The 17377-nt window shown below is 41.5% G+C and carries 18 protein-coding genes; 9 read left to right on the top strand and 9 right to left on the bottom strand.

Annotated features, from left to right (window positions below):
• Positions 1-11 precede the first annotated feature (11 nt).
• Positions 12-197: a hypothetical protein gene (locus FRE64_RS05200; protein WP_146294979.1), complete on the top strand. Its 186-nt coding sequence runs from the start codon at positions 12-14 to the stop codon at positions 195-197.
• Here FRE64_RS05200 and FRE64_RS17820 read toward each other — a convergent pair.
• A complete protein-coding gene (locus FRE64_RS17820; protein WP_246140399.1) occupies positions 194-334 on the bottom strand; it encodes a hypothetical protein in 141 nt (46 codons plus the stop codon). The genes FRE64_RS05200 and FRE64_RS17820 overlap by 4 nt on opposite strands.
• Between FRE64_RS17820 and FRE64_RS18245 the strand changes: the two genes are divergently transcribed.
• Positions 270-473 (top strand): YdcF family protein, encoded by a 204-nt coding sequence (locus tag FRE64_RS18245; protein WP_390622268.1) that lies wholly within the window; start codon positions 270-272, stop codon positions 471-473. The genes FRE64_RS17820 and FRE64_RS18245 overlap by 65 nt on opposite strands.
• 87 nt (positions 474-560) lie before the next feature.
• Positions 561-1124, top strand: coding sequence for a Uma2 family endonuclease (locus tag FRE64_RS05190; protein WP_146294978.1), 564 nt, complete (start codon positions 561-563; stop codon positions 1122-1124).
• A 127-nt stretch (positions 1125-1251) separates the two neighbouring features.
• Here the strand turns inward: FRE64_RS05190 and FRE64_RS05185 are convergent, their stop codons facing one another.
• A complete protein-coding gene (locus tag FRE64_RS05185; RefSeq protein ID WP_146294977.1) occupies positions 1252-2376 on the bottom strand; it encodes a geranylgeranyl reductase family protein in 1125 nt (374 codons plus the stop codon).
• 12 nt (positions 2377-2388) lie between these two features.
• On the bottom strand, positions 2389-4167 hold the full coding sequence (locus FRE64_RS05180; RefSeq protein WP_146294976.1) for a sodium:solute symporter family protein: 1779 nt from the start codon (positions 4165-4167) through the stop codon (positions 2389-2391).
• A 237-nt stretch (positions 4168-4404) separates the two neighbouring features.
• On the opposite strand from FRE64_RS05180, the gene FRE64_RS05175 reads away from it, so the two are divergent.
• The 4 genes from FRE64_RS05175 (at position 4405) to FRE64_RS17400 (ending at position 7205) form a co-directional block, all read left to right on the top strand.
• Complete coding sequence (locus tag FRE64_RS05175; protein ID WP_146294975.1) at positions 4405-5217, top strand: PspA/IM30 family protein; 813 nt, start codon at positions 4405-4407, stop codon at positions 5215-5217.
• Between the two features lie 110 nt (positions 5218-5327).
• On the top strand, positions 5328-5654 hold the full coding sequence (locus FRE64_RS05170; protein ID WP_146294974.1) for a thioredoxin family protein: 327 nt from the start codon (positions 5328-5330) through the stop codon (positions 5652-5654).
• A 90-nt stretch (positions 5655-5744) separates the two neighbouring features.
• Entirely contained in the window at positions 5745-6914 is a 1170-nt protein-coding gene (locus tag FRE64_RS05165) for an LL-diaminopimelate aminotransferase (protein ID WP_146294973.1), read from the top strand.
• A 144-nt stretch (positions 6915-7058) separates the two neighbouring features.
• Positions 7059-7205, top strand: coding sequence for a hypothetical protein (locus tag FRE64_RS17400; RefSeq protein WP_186708986.1), 147 nt, complete (start codon positions 7059-7061; stop codon positions 7203-7205).
• An 88-nt stretch (positions 7206-7293) separates the two neighbouring features.
• Here the strand turns inward: FRE64_RS17400 and FRE64_RS05160 are convergent, their stop codons facing one another.
• Positions 7294-7935: an L-threonylcarbamoyladenylate synthase gene (locus FRE64_RS05160; protein ID WP_146294972.1), complete on the bottom strand. Its 642-nt coding sequence runs from the start codon at positions 7933-7935 to the stop codon at positions 7294-7296.
• A 90-nt stretch (positions 7936-8025) separates the two neighbouring features.
• Positions 8026-9222 carry a class I SAM-dependent methyltransferase gene (locus FRE64_RS05155; protein ID WP_146294971.1) on the bottom strand — a complete coding sequence of 399 codons (1197 nt, stop codon included), beginning with the start codon at positions 9220-9222 and terminating at the stop codon, positions 8026-8028.
• Positions 9223-9342: 120 nt separating this feature from the next.
• On the opposite strand from FRE64_RS05155, the gene gghA reads away from it, so the two are divergent.
• Positions 9343-11817: a glucosylglycerol hydrolase gene (gene gghA, locus FRE64_RS05150; RefSeq protein WP_146294970.1), complete on the top strand. Its 2475-nt coding sequence runs from the start codon at positions 9343-9345 to the stop codon at positions 11815-11817.
• 111 nt (positions 11818-11928) lie between these two features.
• Here gghA and FRE64_RS05145 read toward each other — a convergent pair whose 3' ends face one another.
• The 3 genes from FRE64_RS05145 to egtD form a co-directional block, all read right to left on the bottom strand.
• Positions 11929-12711: a Uma2 family endonuclease gene (locus FRE64_RS05145; protein ID WP_146294969.1), complete on the bottom strand. Its 783-nt coding sequence runs from the start codon at positions 12709-12711 to the stop codon at positions 11929-11931.
• Between the two features lie 64 nt (positions 12712-12775).
• Positions 12776-14134: an RNA-guided endonuclease InsQ/TnpB family protein gene (locus FRE64_RS05140; RefSeq protein ID WP_146294968.1), complete on the bottom strand. Its 1359-nt coding sequence runs from the start codon at positions 14132-14134 to the stop codon at positions 12776-12778.
• Positions 14135-14312: 178 nt separating this feature from the next.
• Complete coding sequence (egtD, locus tag FRE64_RS05135) at positions 14313-15344, bottom strand: L-histidine N(alpha)-methyltransferase (RefSeq protein ID WP_146294967.1); 1032 nt, start codon at positions 15342-15344, stop codon at positions 14313-14315.
• Positions 15345-15540: 196 nt separating this feature from the next.
• On the opposite strand from egtD, the gene FRE64_RS05130 reads away from it, so the two are divergent.
• Entirely contained in the window at positions 15541-16506 is a 966-nt protein-coding gene (locus FRE64_RS05130) for a carbohydrate kinase family protein (protein ID WP_146294966.1), read from the top strand.
• On the opposite strand, the gene cobS is transcribed toward FRE64_RS05130, so the two are convergent.
• The gene (gene cobS / locus FRE64_RS05125; RefSeq protein WP_146294965.1) at positions 16492-17256 is read right to left on the bottom strand and encodes an adenosylcobinamide-GDP ribazoletransferase; all 765 of its coding nucleotides are present in this window, start codon (positions 17254-17256) and stop codon (positions 16492-16494) included. The genes FRE64_RS05130 and cobS overlap by 15 nt on opposite strands.
• Between the last annotated feature and the right edge of the window lie 121 nt (positions 17257-17377).

Genomic DNA, 17377 nt, shown 5'->3' with positions numbered 1-17377 from the left:
GAAAAAGAACAATGTTGCCTCGAGCTAAGAAATTTCCTCGTCTCTTTCTGCTAATCATTGTCACTTTTATCATCACTGTTTTAGGCGCTATTCCACTTCAGATTATGCTAACCTATCTCCAAGTTCCTGAACCAGAAGCTATCCTAGTTTTAAGTTGTAACCGAGATCGCCATCGCACTGCCAGTGAATTGGCTTAAAAATATCCCGAACTGCCAGTCTGGCTTTCTGTCGGTTCTAGTAGTGCCCGTGAAACCTTCAAAGAAGCTGGAATTGATACCAACCGTCTCCACTCTGACGATCGCGCTACTGATACTGTCACTAACTTCACTACCATGGTGGAACCCCTCAAAGAAAATGACATCCACCATGTTTACTTAATCACTTCTGACTATCACATGAGACGTTCCCGCGTGATCGGAACCGTTGTTTTCGGCAGTCAAAGTGCAATTTCTGCCATGACAGCCACCACCTAAGATAACTTGATTCCTCTCGAACAATAATTCTGCCCTCTTACAATAGAGGAAAGATTAGATCAAGGTTTTCCCTTATTGATAGTGATTATGACCACTACCTCCTCTAAACCTATTACCTTAGAAGAATTCCTACAACTTCCCGAAACCAAACCCGCAAGCGAATTCATCGCTGGGGAAATTATTCAAAAACCGATGCCGAAAGGAAGACATAGTCGTTTGCAAGGAAAACTGAGTCATGAAATTAACCTCGTCACTGAAGATAAAAAGATTGCTTATGCATTTCCTGAACTGAGATGCACTTTTGCCAATCGTTCCATTGTTCCTGATATTGCTGTCTTCCGATGGCAAAATATTCCTTTTCTCTCTGATGGACAAGTTCCAGATCGATTTTCTCTTCCTCCTAACTGGGTGATTGAGGTTTTATCCCCAGAACAAAAATCCAACCAAGTCATTGCTAAAATTGTCTCCTGTCTTGAAAATGGCAGTGAATTAGGTTGGTTAATTGATCCTGATGATGAGAGTGTTTTAGTCTTTTGGCGCGATCGCGCTCCCTCCGTGCGACAAGAAAACGACGTGCTTCCTGTCTTAGCAGAAATAGAATTAGAACTAACGGCTAATCAACTCTTTAGCTGGCTGAAAATGGGAAATTAATGCAAGAATTACAACTAATAACTGTTTTATTCCCCATATTCTTGCAAGAAAGCCAGAAAATCCCTTAAGGCTTGTCCGTTGGGTTCAAGTTGATACCGTATTTGCAGAATAATTCCTCGATTTTTTATCATTTAACCCCTGCTAATCGCTTAATTCCGCGTTGAGCAACTTGAGAATAGCGCAATTCTCCTGTGAGTACTTTAGCCAAAATATTGGTTGCACTTTCTCGTTTAACGCCCACTTGATACCCCCAAGCTGGAAAGCGATAAAATAATTTCCCTAATCGTTGCGCCCAAATCATCTCTTTTCCCCATTCTTCAGCTATAGTGCGAGAATAGTTTTCTAAAGCCTTACTGTCTCCCTCTAGGGCTTTATCCATGGCTTCGGCGGCTTTAATCCCACTAAATATGGAGGGGCGAATTCCTTCAGCAGTAAAAGGATCAACGACACAAGCGGCTTCTCCTGCAAGAATAGCGCGATCGCTGTGTAATTTTTGATTCCCATTCCAAAGACTAATAGGATGTCCGTAATGTTTAACCTCACTTAAATCCACAGCAAATAGTTGTGCATAATCGGCAAGAATTTCCTTTAAATTTTGAGAACCGCGATCATGAAATGCCCCAATTCCAATAGAATAACCATCCGCTTTCGGGAAATTCCATAAATAACCAGACTTAACCAGTCCAAACTCAAAGTAAACTTTAGGAGAAATTTGATGATTAATCGGAACTTCTGTTTCTAAGGCCCCTGCTAAAATTCGTTTGCGCTTTTTAAATCCTAACCAATTTGCTAAGGGACCTCTTCCGCCATCAGCAGCAATTAAATATTGTCCTGTGTAATCACCTTGATCGGTTTTAATAATAATTTTATCGGTTTCTAATTCTACTCCTTTCACTAAAGTATTTTCTTGTAACTGCGCCCCTTGTTTCTGGCTTTGTTGGACAATAAAGTAATCAAAAACATCTCGCCTTACCATCCAAATCGGTTCTTTAAGGTTTAACTCAGCTTCAAAGGGATCGCCTTTATTCCATGTATAGTGATTTAGAGATACTTTTAAAGAAATAGCAGGAGAAAAGTCAAAATCAAACCAATCTTGAATAATTGGGGCGACACCACCGCCACAAGGTTTATAACGAGGAAGTGTCTCTTTTTCTAAGATTAAAACAGATCGTCCTCGTTTAGCCAAATGATAAGCGGCACTTGCTCCAGCCGGTCCCGATCCCACAATAATACAGTCGTATAGCTTACTCATTTTACCAATTCCCTAATCATCATCTAATCCGGGTCGAGGCATTGGTTTAATTTTACGCTTATTTAAAGCTCTTAACCAGAAGCCACCAATTACGGCAATAATTAGCGATATCCATCCTGTTAGCGGTTGTAATAATAAGAAGCCGCCCACGGCTAACATTAGCCCAAATAGTAAGAAAATTGCCGCTAAGACTCTTAAGATATCTTTCTGTAAATCTTGTCCAGGGGGAATGCCTGTTCGTGCTTCTTGTCTGCGCCATCCCCAACCACTAGGACGAACGCGGCGGTAAAATTCATCAAGGGTTTCATCAGACTCAGGGGGTGTGGCTAACATCGCAGTTATCCAAATAATTGCTGTTAAAACCGAGATAACAATTAATCTGACTCCAAAATCCTCAACAATTTCATTTTCAGTGAGACTGGTAATTAAGCCAATAATAAACCCAGCAACCATGGCAGCTAACTCCGCCGCCGCATTAATTCGCCACCAAAACCAGCGTAAAACTAAGACTAACCCGGGGCCAGTGCCAATGGCAATAACCAGACGAAATACTGTTGCTACATCATCCGCAAAAAAGGCTGCGATCGCGCCTAATACGGTTACAATCACAGAAGCCACCCGTCCCATTAACACTAATTCTGCTTGCGTGGCATTAGGGCGCATAAAACGCTGATATAAGTCATTAGTCAGATAAGAAGCCCCCCAATTAATCGAGGTAGAAACGGTACTCATAAATGCCGCCACCAGAGAAGCCACCACTAACCCCAACATTCCAGTGGGAAGAAAATCTAACATTAATCGCGGATACCCTAACTCTGGATCATCTAAATCGGGATAAACCACCATGGCAACTAACGCCACTACCACCCAGGGCCAAGTACGAATAAGATAATGGAGAATATTAAAAAACCAAACTGCCTTTTCTGCTTCTCCCTCATCTTTCGCAGCTGCTAACCGTTGCACAAACTCCCCACCGCCATCACTGCGACGAAACGACCACCACTGCACGAATAAATAAGCAGAAAACGTGGTTAAACTAATCCCTGCGGTATCACTCCAACGTAAATCAGCCGTGAAAGGAAAGAAGACTAAAATATCTTCACGAGTGGCTTCTTGCACTGCTGGTACTAATTCGTGCATTCCTCCTACATGATTAACAGCAACTACCGCCACGACAATTGCCCCAAATAAGCCTAAGAAAAACTGAAAAAAGTCAGTAGCAACAACCCCCCATAACCCTGATAAGCCTGAATAAAGGAGAACAAAAATACTCACCCCAATTACACTGACTAACTTTAAATTATCCCCCGGTTCAAAGCCTAAACTTTGCCATAACTCTAAAGCATCAATCACCTTTACCATGGCTAACATGGCATAACCAATAGCAATACAATTAATGGGAACCGCAAATAAAAAAGCCTTAGTCCCCCGTAAAACAGCTGCCATACGTCCCCCATATCGCAACTCTGTTAACTCGGCATCCGTCACAATTTCTGATCTTCGCCACAAACGGGCAAAAATGTAAATCAAAATTAAGTGAGCAATGCCAAAATTCCACCATTCCCAATTGCCAGCAATGCCTCTTGTTCCGACAACACCAGCAATATAAAGGGGCGTATCAATGGAAAAGGTAGTCGCTGCCATACTAGTTCCAGCTAGCCACCACGGAAGAGAACGCCCAGACACAAAAAAGTCTAGTAAACTGCTAGAACCACGTTTAGAAACTGCCAAACCCACAAGCAAAGCAAAAATGAGATAACCGAGTACAATTAGCCAGTCAAAAAGTTCCATAAGTTTCCTAAACTGTTTTCTTAATTGAATGAGAAATCATTTAAAGTTTTGGGGGTTCTCACTTCCCTGAATTGAGCGTGAGTGTCTTACCATAGATAAAGTAAGAATAACAGATTGTAATAGTAAGAATTGCCTCAACATCTTATCATTGGTTGTAAGAACAGGCATAAAATTTTATTCTCCGGACTACTATTAATCTGTAAATCAGTTGTAAATTGCCAAAGGACAATTTAAATTATGGGACTATTTGATCGCATCGGTCGGGTTGTACGCTCTAATATCAATGATCTCGTTAGTAAAGCAGAAGACCCCGAAAAAATGCTGGAGCAAGCAATCATTGATATGAATGAGGACTTGGTGCAGTTACGCCAAGCTGTTGCTAAGGCGATCGCCGCCGAAAAAAGAAGTCGTAAACAATACGAAGAGCAAGAATCAGAAGCCAATAAATGGCAACAACGGGCTCAATTGGCTCTAAGTAAAGGGGATGAAGATCTGGCTCGTCAGGCTTTACAACGGAAAAAATCCGCAGCCGATGCCGCCGCAGCTCTCAAACCCCAAGTTGATCAACAAAAAAGCCAAGTTGATACGCTCAAAAAGTCTTTAATTGCCCTAGAAAGTAAAATTTCTGAAGCGAAGACTAAGAAAGAAATGCTTGGCGCAAGGATGAAAGCCGCCAAAGCCAATCAGCAATTACAAGAACAGGTTGGCAATCTCAGTAATAGCAATGCCATGAGTGCCTTTGAGCGCATGGAAGAAAAAGTCACGGAAATGGAAGCCACTGGACAAGCTGCTGCTGAATTAGCTGGTGAAGGCGGTGGTATTGAGGATCAGTTTGCTCAACTTGAGTCAGGAAGTGATGTTGATGATGAATTAGCGGCAATGAAAGCACAACTTTCGGGTTCCTCTCAAAATCAACAGGCGTTACCAGAAAGTGAACAACCTAGTACCAGTGAAGCCTCCACGGAAAGTCAGACTGCCAATCAAGACGCTGCCAGTGATAGTGAAATGGATGCGGAGTTAGAGGCGTTACGGAAACAATTAGATGGTTAAACGCCCAAGATTTTGCCTTAGGATGTGATTAAAAGGGGGGAAATTGTCGTTTCTTAGTCCCCTCTATCCTTTAATATTTTTATTGGCGACGTGATGTAAAAAACGATTTTATGAGCAATTTAACGACTACCACAGACTCGGAAGTAACTCAAGAAATTTCTCAGGCAAATCAACCTGTGTTGCTATATTTTTGGGCTTCTTGGTGTGGCCCGTGTCGCTTAGTGTCTCCTGCTGTGGAGGCAGTGGCGGACGAATGTGCGGATCAAGTCAAAGTATTAAAAATGGAGGTTGATCCTAATCCCGAAGCGGTAAAAACCTATCAAGTAGAAGGTGTGCCAGCATTAAGATTAATTCAAAATGATCAGGTGCAATGGTCTCATGAAGGCGCAATCACTAAGGATAAGTTAAAGGCAAATATTGAGCAATTTCTGTCTTAACTAGGGCTTGAGTTACGAAATTTGTGGTTTGTCCTTTGTTGTTTGTACAGCAGTGACCAATGACTAATGACTAATGACCAATAACCAATCATGAAATTTGCTCAACGTCTCCAACCTCTACGCCGCAATGTCTTTGCTGATATGGATGCGGCAAAAGCAAGGGCAAAAGCGGCAGGAAAAGAAGTGATTGATCTCTCCCTCGGATCGTCGGATTTACCAGCAGCGGATCATGTCTTAGAGGCAATTAAAGCGTCTCTTGATGATCCCAATACTCATGGTTATGCCCTTTTTCATAGTACCCAACCCTTTCGTCAGGCAGTGGCAAGGTGGTTTGAGCGTAAATATGGGGTTAGGATTGACCCAGAAACGGAGGTGTTAACCCTAATTGGTTGTCAGGAGGGAACGGCGCATCTTCCTCTAGCGTTAATGGATCCTGGGGAGATCGCGCTATTACAAGATCCCAGTTATCCCTCCCATTCTGGGGGCATTCATTTGGCAGGTGGGGAGATTTATTGGCTACCAACGTTGGCGGAAAATAATTTTCTGCCTGTGTTTGCTGATATTCCTGCTGAGGTGCGAGAAAAAGCCCAGATGATGGTGCTAAGTTATCCTCATAACCCCACTACTGCTTTAGCGCCATTGTCTTTCTTTGAGGAGGCGGTGCAGTTTTGTCAGGAAAACGCGATCGCGCTCGTACATGATTTTCCCTATGGCGATATGGTGTTTTCAGGTTCACCGCCAGCCCCTTCGGTTTTACAAGCTGATCGGAATAAGGACATTTCTATTGAGTTTTTTACCTTTTCTAAATCCTATAATATGGGAGGCTTTCGTATTGCCTTTGCAGTGGGAAATGCTGATTTAATTTTAGCCCTACGACAGGTGAAGTCTGTTATTGATTTTAATCAGTATCGGGGAATTCTTAAGGGCGCGATCGCGGCGTTAGAGGGAGATCAAAGTAGTATTCAAAAAACGGTTGATACTTTTGAACATCGCCGTGATATTCTTGTTAAAGCTCTCAGAAACATTGGTTGGGACGTTCCTACCCCCAATGCGACTCTATATCTCTGGTCAAAAATTCCTGAGGCTTGGCAAGGCAATTCTATGGATTTCTGCACCCAATTAGTCGAAGCAACGGGAGTTGCCCTTGCACCGGGTTCTGGGTTTGGCAAGTCTGGAGAAGGCTATGTTCGTATCGCTTTAGTCCGTGATGCTGCTAAACTTGAAGAAGCTGCTCAGAAAATCGGTAACTTTCTCAAGTAAATTATTATTGGTTATTTGTTTACAAAGGACAAAATTGGTTTTGGAAAAAGTTTAACCATTGCTTAAACCATATTTAAACTTCTGTTAGGGATCGTTAACTATAGTAATAATAAATAACTCAACCTCTCTCAGGAGTTTAGAGAAATGGTATTACTTAGTATTGTCATTGGTATTTCTTTTTTATTTCTGATTTTTGTCATTTATACTTTAATCCAGATGGCAATTATCTCTGAAAAAACTCAGGTAGCTCTTTATAGCGAAGATCAGTTTTATAGACTAGCGTTTGAGTGATGAAAAAAGCCTCAAATGCGCCCTTTACTTTCTCAAATAAGTTGTTATTCGTTATTTATTTACAAAGGACGAAGGACAAAAGACAATATTACTTTCTCATGTGAGATGGTAACTCTAAATCAGGAATAAGTTTGATTACATCATGATAGGAAACCGCTCCATAAGTTAGCATGGCTGGACGGGCAACAGTTAAATCAATTAATGTTCCACTGCCTTTATGTTTGGTTGTTCCTCCATCTACAGCATAAGGAATTTTGCCATCAAAAAATCTTAACGCTAACTCCACTGTTGTTGCGCGAGTGCCACCGAAAAAACTCGCTGCTGTAGCGGCAATAGGAAAAGGGGCTTCCCCAATTAGATCATAAACAAATTGATCAGGACAAACCGCAAAAATATTTTTAAACCCATTACTAACCGCTGCTGGTACATTTTCATTGGGCTTAACAATTAATGTTACAGGATAGGGGAAATGAGATAAAAACTGCTTAAAATAATGATCAACCTTAAAAAACTCTGGGGCATGATCGTCCCGAGTAAACAACGCCATTGGTTGAGGAGTTGTTCCTTTTTTAATATCAAAAATATAGTGAATTGCCTCTTCATTATAAGCATTGGCAATTAAGGCATACGTGGTATCCGTATGAAGAATAATTGGATCACCTGCGTTGAGACGTTCAATGATTTCAGAAACAATATTGGCACTTTTTTGAACAACAGTTGTTTTTGGCATAGAATCATTATTATTGCAACTGTATAACAATATACTAGATGCCAATCTTTTATGATGCAATTAACGCATTAAAGTAATTTAGTAATGGGATTAACTGGGGAAAGGGGTTTCTTGAAATCCTTGCAGTGTTTGCTCTATCTCTCCCTCTGTCAGTGCCTTTCCTTGTAATAAAACCCCAAATCCCCCTAACCCCATGGGATCAATCAGTTGATGAAGGGAATCTCGACGTTGTAAAATTTGCATAGCATTAAAATGACCTTGGGATAACTGGTTAAGGCGATTTCCTAATCCTAAAGCCATTAAAAATAGAGCCTGTCGTGTGAAATTTAGGGGTTTTAAGTTAACTTGTTTCCCATAAGTTTGTAGGGCGGTAAAATCTACATGAGTGGTAATATCTTGGTTGCCAATATAATAATAAGGATTATTATGACGCTGATGTTGATAATAACACTGTAATGTTCCAGAACTGCGCTGAAGATCATAGTATTTTTCCGCAAAATAACCATAGTCAATGGTCAAAAGATAACCTTTTTTGAGACAGCGTGATACTTGGTTTAACCAAGGAATGATCTCTAAATTGACTTCTGTTTGATATCCATCTTCATAACGAGAAGAGGGGAAATTAACTCCAATTTTAGAAAAATAATCGCTTAATTCATCTGTAGAGATATCATCAAGCACTTCCTGAAAGAAAGACGAGTCTTGCTCTGAAGAAATAGTAACATAAATTTCTTTTAGTTTTCCTTCTTTAATTTGCACCCGATGAACGGGAAAAGCATCGACTAACTCATTAGAAAATATACAGCCTGTTAAAGAGGCTTCAGGGATATTTTCCCAATCATCCCAACTGATATTAACTTCCTTTTCTTGCCAGCTTTTTAGCTTTGCCTCTTGTTGCTCAATTAAACTAGGTGATTGTTCAATAATATGGTAATGAATAACGTTTAAAAATTTAGGATAATGTTGCGATAAATAATTTAAAATATCATTAGCGAGTTCTCCCTTACCAGCCCCCATTTCTACTAAATCAAATGAGACGGGCTTCCCTAAAACTTCCCACATTTCTACAAATTGCTGGGCTAATAATTCCCCAAAATCACTTCCCAAAGAAGAAGAAGTAAAAAAGTCCCCACTTTTGCCAATATTAATATCGTGAGCATTATAATAGCCCTGTTGAGGATGATATAAAACTAAATCCATATACTCGGCAAACGTAATTTTCTGCCCAGAAGAATTATGAATTCGATCTTGAATTATTTGCACTAATTGCGGATTATTTTCACTCATTACAACTTGCCCTGCCCTTTAGAAGCCCTAGCTCATCTAGAGTATCACAGACAAATTTTTTAAAAATGGGAAATCATACGTTAAACTAAGAGCGATCGCGCTGTAGAGAGTCGGTAAAACGTGGTTGTACAAGCAAAACCAACAATTCAACTTCTAGAAGAACCCACCCAAGAACTTCTCAATTGGGCAACAGAAATTGATCATAGTGATCTCAGTTATTTAGAAAAAGGGGAAGCCTTAGCCCGTCGTCTTGGCGCACATTATCGGGAAGATGGCTTAACGGAAATTGGTTTCTGGACTCCCGAACTAACGGGGGAAGTCATGCGCCCCCGTGCCATTTATTTAGAAGTTTTTACCCCAATAACAGAGGTAGATTTTCAAGCCAAACATCAAACTGTTAAATTTAAGCGCGATCGCGTTCCCCTGCATCAACAAGGAGAATACTTCTGGGGAGTCTATGCTGGAATCCGTCCAGGCAATCGTCAGCAACTGGGCAGTCTCTACTGGCTACGCTACGTTGATCCGCGAGAAGAATTGCAAATCGATCGCGATGTTGTGGCTTACTCCCTGCCCTATGGCGTTTTTGGACCGGCAGAAGTCTATGACATCAATCAGCTACAAAAAGAACGTCCTGACTTACCCTATTTCCAAGAAACTGCCAAAACCGATGAAGACGGCAATATTCCCCGAGTTCCTGCACCGAATAATATCCTACAACTACACATCGGAACTGCCTCTGAAGAAGGAACATTTGCTGGTTTAACCCGTGTTTATCAAAACATTTCCGACAAATTAGCCCAAGGGCAAGAACTAACCCCTGCTGAGGAAAATTATATAGGCTATGATGCAGTGCAACTGCTTCCCATTGAACCCACCATTGAATATCGAGACGATTATAGCCCCATTAGTGAATTTTTTAACTTTGAAGATACAGAAACAGAACCCCCAGACTCCGCCCATCTTCCTCTCAGTGATGAAGTAGAAATTGAACTGAAAAAGCCTACCACTCAAGATTGGGGGTATGATGTCCCAATTTTAGGGTCAAGTGCCACCAACCCAGCCATTTTAGGTAGCTTACGCCCCCATGAGGTGATCGATTTTATTGCCACCCTTCATAACTTTGCCACTGGCCCCATTCAAATTATCTATGATTTAGTGTATGGTCATGCCGATAATCAAGCGGAATATCTCATTAACCGCCAATTCCTCAAAGGGCCCAATATGTATGGGCAAGACTTGAACCACCAGTTGCCAGCGGTTCGAGCAATTTTCCTCGAAATGCAACGGCGGAAACTCAATACAGGTGCAGATGGTATTCGGGTTGATGGTGGACAAGATTTTCGCTTCTTTAATCCCTTATCAGGAAGAGTAGAACAAGATGATGCCTATCTCCTTGCCATGAGTGATGTTGTCCAGGAAATTGGTGAGAATAAGCGGTTAATGTTTACCATTTTTGAAGATGGTCGCCCTTGGCCAGCAGAGGGATGGGAAGAAATTTCTACTTATCGGGATTTAATTGCCCTCAAACCCGAATCTTATCAATGGGGGCCACTAATTTTTGCCCATAATACTCCTACTCTAGCAGGCTTTTGGGAACGGAAATGGCGACGGGTTACAGAGGTCATGTTTGAAGGCGATCGCTGGATTACAGGCTGTGCTAACCATGATACCGTGCGCCGTGGTAATCAAATTGATCCCCATGAAGCCATTAATTGGAACTTAGGTAAAACATTACCAGAAGTTTTAGGGAATGCCTATGATAATCCTGCCACGAATCTATGGGTTTATGGCTTTAGTCCGGGGCTTCCGATGGACTTTATTAACTCCCTAATGCACGCCCCCTGGATGTTTTTCCGCAATACCGATGAACGCTATGGGGTAAAGGTAGTCTCAGAAGAAGTGGGCTTTTTAGATTGGCAAATTACGGAAGAAATTTACAATAAGGATACCTCTTTTCCTCGCTTAAAATCCTTGGGGTTTGAAACCTTAGAACAACTGCGAGAATTTGGGAAGGCTTTGCAAACTACAATGATCGAACGAGATTATGATCTTAATGCTGTTATTGAAGCCTATCATTCTTGCCTTGGAGAAGACACTGATCGCTGTGAGTTTCCCCTATTAATGCGTCTTAATCGTCCAGAAATGATGCAGTTTCTTCGTGAAATTGATATTCCGAAGTTAAAGGAATTTGCCTTAAAGTTTATGGAAGATTGTTATGAAATCTGTAATGTTGCTCATTATCAAGAAACATTAAACCCTGAGAAAACAGCTTTTAATCTTAACTTACGGCAGTTCCGAAAACAGCATCCTTGGTTAAGTGAAAATTTAATTCCAGGCAGCGATCGCTTTAATAAAGTCAGTGAAGAAACTCATACTGTTTTCTATGGAGTGCGAAGTAATCCCCATTCTCCAGAGGAACAGATTGCAATGGTAAGCCACATGGGAGGTGAACCTATTACCGCTACTTTAGGCGATTGGTTACAACTAGACTTAACTCATTGGAAAATTGCTATGACTTCCCCAGGCTTAAAAATTGATAATCTTGCCTATTTTGAATTAAAAGATTCCCAAGGGGTCTTATTAAAGAGAAGTTAATGTATTTTTACCCCGAATTCCAACTAATTAGTGGCTTTTAGAATTCGTGTAACGAACATCAAATCCTCGATTCACTCTCAAAGATAATTGGGAAAATTTGCTTAAGCTCCCCTAAGAGAAATCATTGGGATCGATGCCGAGTTCCTGTAATTTTTGGGCTAATCGATCAGCGCGTTGTTTTTCTGATTCCGCCCGTTCTCGTTCTTGTTGGGCAATTCTTCTTTCTTGTTCCCGTTGTTCAACAAGAGTTGGAACCCAATTGCCTTCCCCGTCAAACCAACGTAACCAACGGCGCTTAATCCCTTCATAAAAACCATCCCACAGCCCCAATCCTAATTCTAAGCTGGGAATCCATAAACTGCGTTCTGCTTCTACTGTTAATTCCTGATACCGTTCTCCATGTAAAATAAATACTCTTAACTCATCGTTGTAGCGATTAAACACTACGTAATAGGGGATGCGCAAAATTTGTTCATACACTTGCCATTTCGTTGGCGGTTGATTAGCCTCTCTCAAACTCTGTCCTAAATCTTCTTTCTCAGTTGCTGGTGAGAGCAATTCCACAACAATTAAAGGACTGACTCTCTCTTGCCAAGCTACATAACTTAAGCGTAGATCTTTTTCTTCATAGAGACGAGATACACCCACAACAGCAAACCAATCAGGGCGTTTATGCCACAGAGAATGTTCAACATCGTAATAGAGATTTAGATCAGTTGCACTTAGAATTTCATTAACTGAATAAGTGGAGGGTTGAAAGGTTTCATCTAATAATCGAGGCTGGTAGATATGAAATTGATCTGGCAAACCCGGTTCCTCTGGAAACTCACTAGGGAGATCATACATGGTGGGGAGGGTTTCTTTTGCCGATTGGGGAGGATCACTTTGATACATAGGACGGAAGCCAAATCATCGGGACAACTCGTTATTCAGCATTGTAAAAGTTGAACCTCTCCCACTAAGCTCCTTTTGTCGCTATAGTGGGAGATTCCTGCTTCAGACTCTTGACTAGATCAGTTCTAGAACCAACCCCCGTCAGACCGTCTCCACAAGCATTTTGAAGGTGCGCTTGCTGATGCGCGGGAAACCCGCGCTCAGGTCGCACCTCTTTATTGTCCACGAGCGTTCCGACCGCAGACAGTCCTTTAGGTCTGCTTTCCAATGCGCGGGAAACCCGCGCTTGGGTCAGACCTCGATTTCTAATCACTTCAGCACTCACCACATCTCTTGAACCAATGTAACCGCATTCAGGACAATGGTGAACTCTAACATCTAAGGTTTTCTTCCCTGTATGCGCTCCACATTGGCTACATTCTTGGGATGTGCCATCTTTATTCACCTTGGCAAAGTAAACATCTCTTTTCCAACAAACCCATTGAAGGATGTTTACAAACTGACCAAAGCCAGCATCCGCCGCGTGTTTGGATAACATTCCTCGTTGCCAGCTACGGAAGTCGATATCTTCGACAAAGATCATCCCTGCCTCATCGCACAATTGATGGGCAAGTTTGAAGTGCCAATCCTTACGGGCATCAGAGATACGTTGGTGAACTCTTGCTATCTTTCTGTTAAGTTTATGGCGGTTATTCGACCCTTTCTTTTTGTTCTTAAGCCTTCGTTGCAGTAATTTTAACTTGCGTTGAAGAGACTTTAAAAACCGAGGTCGCTTAACTTCTAAACCATCGGAAGTAGCAACAAATTTGTCAAAGCCCAAGTCTAACCCTCTTGGGTGACCGTGAGGAAAAGGTTGAGGAACATCCACATTTAACTGAAGGGAAAGCATGACAAAGTAACCAGAGGCTTTTCTGATCACTCTTGCTTGTTTAATCTCAAACCCTTCTGGAATGTCTCTGGACTTTCTGAATCTAACCCAACCCAGTTGAGGTAATTTAACCTGATTTCCTTGAACAGGCTTTTTACCTAACTGAGGAATTAAATAAGACCTTAAACGATACTTGTTCTTAAATCTAGGAAACCCGAACCCTCTAGATTTCATGTCAGAGAAAGCCCGATCCAATGTCCTTAAAACTTGCTGGAGAACTTGAGCATTAACTGACTTCAGCCGTTCACTGTCTTTCTTAGCCTCAGTTAGAGCCTTCGCTTGCCTTGAATAACTAGGATAAGGTTCATCGGCAGGGATCAGATATTCCTGTTCGATGGAACAAGCGTTAACAGGACACTTACGAGAATTAATCCAATCCTTTCGTTCTCTAAGAGCGTAATTCCAAACCGTTCGGCAAACACCGAGAGTATGCTCGATCATGCTAATTTGGAGTTGGTTTGGTTCTAACTTATACTCGTAAGAAAGGGTAAGCATTGGATTTTGAACTTTAATTAATCCCAGTCTAACTAACCCTACAAAGTTTGACAACTTATGTAGGGATGTCCTAACGGACTTTTTTTCTTTGTCACGATTCATTTACCCGTTAAGCTCCTCTCGTCGCTATAACGGGAGTCCTCTCGTGACAGAAAAGATAGCGATGATAACTGAATCACTACTTACTGATTTGACATAAGATAAGGGCAAACCAATTTTGGGAATCTTGCCAAGTATTTAAAACTTCTAACCCCTCTTGGGAAAGTTCTTTTTTCATGGTTGGCAGATCAAACTTGCGCGAAATTTCTGTGCGGATGGCTTCCCCAGCATCTAATTCTACAGTTAAATCAAGGGCTTTTAACTCTACGGTTTGGGCTTGCGTGGAACGGAGATAGGTTTCAATTTGCCCTAATTCAGAATTATAAAATGTCCAATGTTGGAAATTTTGACGATTAAAGTTGCCTTGAAAGCGACGGTTAAGATGATCGAGGAGATTATAATTAAATTCAGCAGTTATCCCTTGACTATCGTTATAAGCAGGTTCGAGGATATCCTTTGATTTTTGCAAATCTAATCCTAATAAAAAATAGTCCCCTGGATTGAGAGAAGCAGTAATCTGTCGGAAGATTTCTTGACATTGTTTTGGGGCAAAATTTCCTAGAGAACTCCCTAAAAAGAAGACCATTTGCTTAGGAAGAGGAGAAGGCGGCAGATGTTGCAATGCTTGTTCATAGGTTCCGACTAAGCCATAGATTTTAAGAGTCGGATAGTCCCTTAATAACTCTTTGGCACTTGCTTCTAACATTCCTGCACTGACATCAATGGGAACATACCGTAGGGGATAGCCTAAATTATCGTAGGAGTCAAATAAAAGGCGTGTTTTAGTGGAACTTCCACTTCCTAATTCTATCAGTTCACACGGGCCAGTTGTTTGCGCGATCGCGCTTCCATTAGCTTCTAGAATTTCGGCTTCGGTGCGAGTGGGATAATATTCAGGTAACTCACAAATCTGTTCAAAGATTTCTGATCCGCGATCATCATAGAGATAATGGCAAGGAATGGTTTTTTGCCTCTGAGTTAAGCCTGCGATTAAATCTGATCCCTCATTAGCAGAGACGGTGACTTGGGGATCACTTAAGTCTTGAATGGTTAATCGTTGCTGATCATTCGCTAGTTGATCGCGGTTCCCAGTGGGGGAAGAAATAGACATGAAACTCTCTTTCAATTTTTGTTAAGTCAGAGATTACGCCTTTCTAAACGGAAAGCGCCTGCTCTGACCGTTGGTCACTTCTACTGATATTAACAGGCAATCAGAGATGTTTGTTTTTTGTCCTTTCTATACCAAACATTAATCCATTAGAGAGAGGATTTAAGATGAAGAGAAAGAAGGAGAGGAGACATTAACGATGACACAGGTACTTTGTATAGGAGAAATCCTCTATGATTATTTAGCGGCGGATCGTGGAAAATCTATCGAAAGTGTTAGTAGTTGGATTGCTTATCCCGGTGGCGCACCCGCGAATGTGGCAAGTGCATTAGTCAAGTTAGGCACATCGGCTGGTTTTATTGGCTGTATTGGCAAAGATGAAGCTGGGCAATCTTTAAAACAGCTATTGCTAGAAACAGGCGTTAATTGCCAAGGGATTCAAGAACATCCGACTGCGCCGACACGGGGGGTTTATGTATTACGTTCTGAAAGCGGCGATCGCGAGTTTGCTGGCTTTGGGAATCTCCCCCGCGATCAGTTTGCAGATGCGTTTCTTAATCCTGATGAAATTCCTGTTCCTCTTTTTGAACAAGCGCAATTTTTAGTGTTAGGAACATTAGAACTTGCCTATCCCACTACTCGCAAAGCTATTTTTCGCGCTCTTGATCTTGCTAATACTTATAACATTAAGGTTTTAGTGGATGTCAACTGGCGACCGATGTTTTGGAATAACCCTGATGAAGCGATCCCGTTAATTCATCAGTTATGGGAATCTGTGGATTTTATTAAATTATCTCGGGAAGAAGCGGAATTATTATTTGATACCAAAGAATCAGGCGCGATCGCGCATCAAATTGCCTCTCTAGAAGGGGTTTTTATTACCGATGGCGATAACACCATTAGCTATTGCTTAAATGAGTTTGAGGGCAAAATTCCAGCCTTTGAGATGCCTGTTGAAGATACCACTGGTGCAGGGGATAGTTTTGTTGCTGGTTTAGTGCATCAACTCTGTCAGAAAGGCTTAAATCATTTAGATGATCCCACGGCTGTGAAAGAGATGATTACCTATGCTTGTGCTGTTGGCGGTTTAACCACTACCAAATCTGGGGCAATGGCGGCTCAACCCACCGCTGCAGAAGTGGAGGAATTTCTAAAGGGTGGTTAAAACACACAGATAAAGGGCTTCACTCCACTCTACTATTGCCCCATAAGTATCCCCTGTCTGTCCGTCTAATTGGCGATTAAACCACCACCCAACTAAAAGTGGAACGGCTATGCCAAAAAATAACGGGATCAAGGCATACCATTGCCAATAAAGAAAACCGATCAGGGTGATAATTCCTAAGGTAATCCCGCCCAAGAGAATATCTTGAGGCAATTTTAAGGCCTCTTTATGAAAGTCGCCCTTTCCTTCTGCTCTTAAATAAGGGTAAAGCGCGATCGCGCTCACTTGCCCCCATCTTCCCCAACCTAGCACTAAAATTAAACTCAACCAACGAGCTTTAGTTATCTCACTTAAAGCAACAATTTTTAATATTAATACAACTACAGCTGCTATCACTCCAAATGCGCCCGTAGTGCTATCTTTCATTATTTCTAAGCGTTTTTTCGGGTCTAGTACCGCTAACCCATCTGCGGCATCAATCACTCCGTCTAGATGGAGTCCGCCTGTTAAGCCAATTCCTACTGCGATCACTAAGGCAGAACGTGTTAAAATAGGCACATCTATAACACTTAACCCCCAATCACTTACGGCTAAAATGCTACCGAGCAAAATCCCGATTAATGGTGCAAAACGAGCAATTCGGCTAAATTGCAAAGACCAATGCTGTGGTAGCGGAATAATCGTATAAAAAGCAACAGCTCCCCACCAACAGTTTGCCATTTCTTGCCAAAAATAGATAAATTTTTTCATAGTAAATCTGAACAGAATAAAAAAGTTAGGCTAACATTGTGTCGTAGTAGGGAAATAATTAATCCTGTTAAATATTACAATTTCAGACATTGCTTCTCCTGTAATTGGCTGATCCTCTCTC

Origin of the sequence: Euhalothece natronophila Z-M001, assembly GCF_007904085.1 — a bacterium.
Classification (GTDB): Bacteria; Cyanobacteriota; Cyanobacteriia; order Cyanobacteriales; family Rubidibacteraceae; genus Halothece; species Halothece natronophila.
This window is presented reverse-complemented; position numbering and strand designations above follow the sequence as displayed.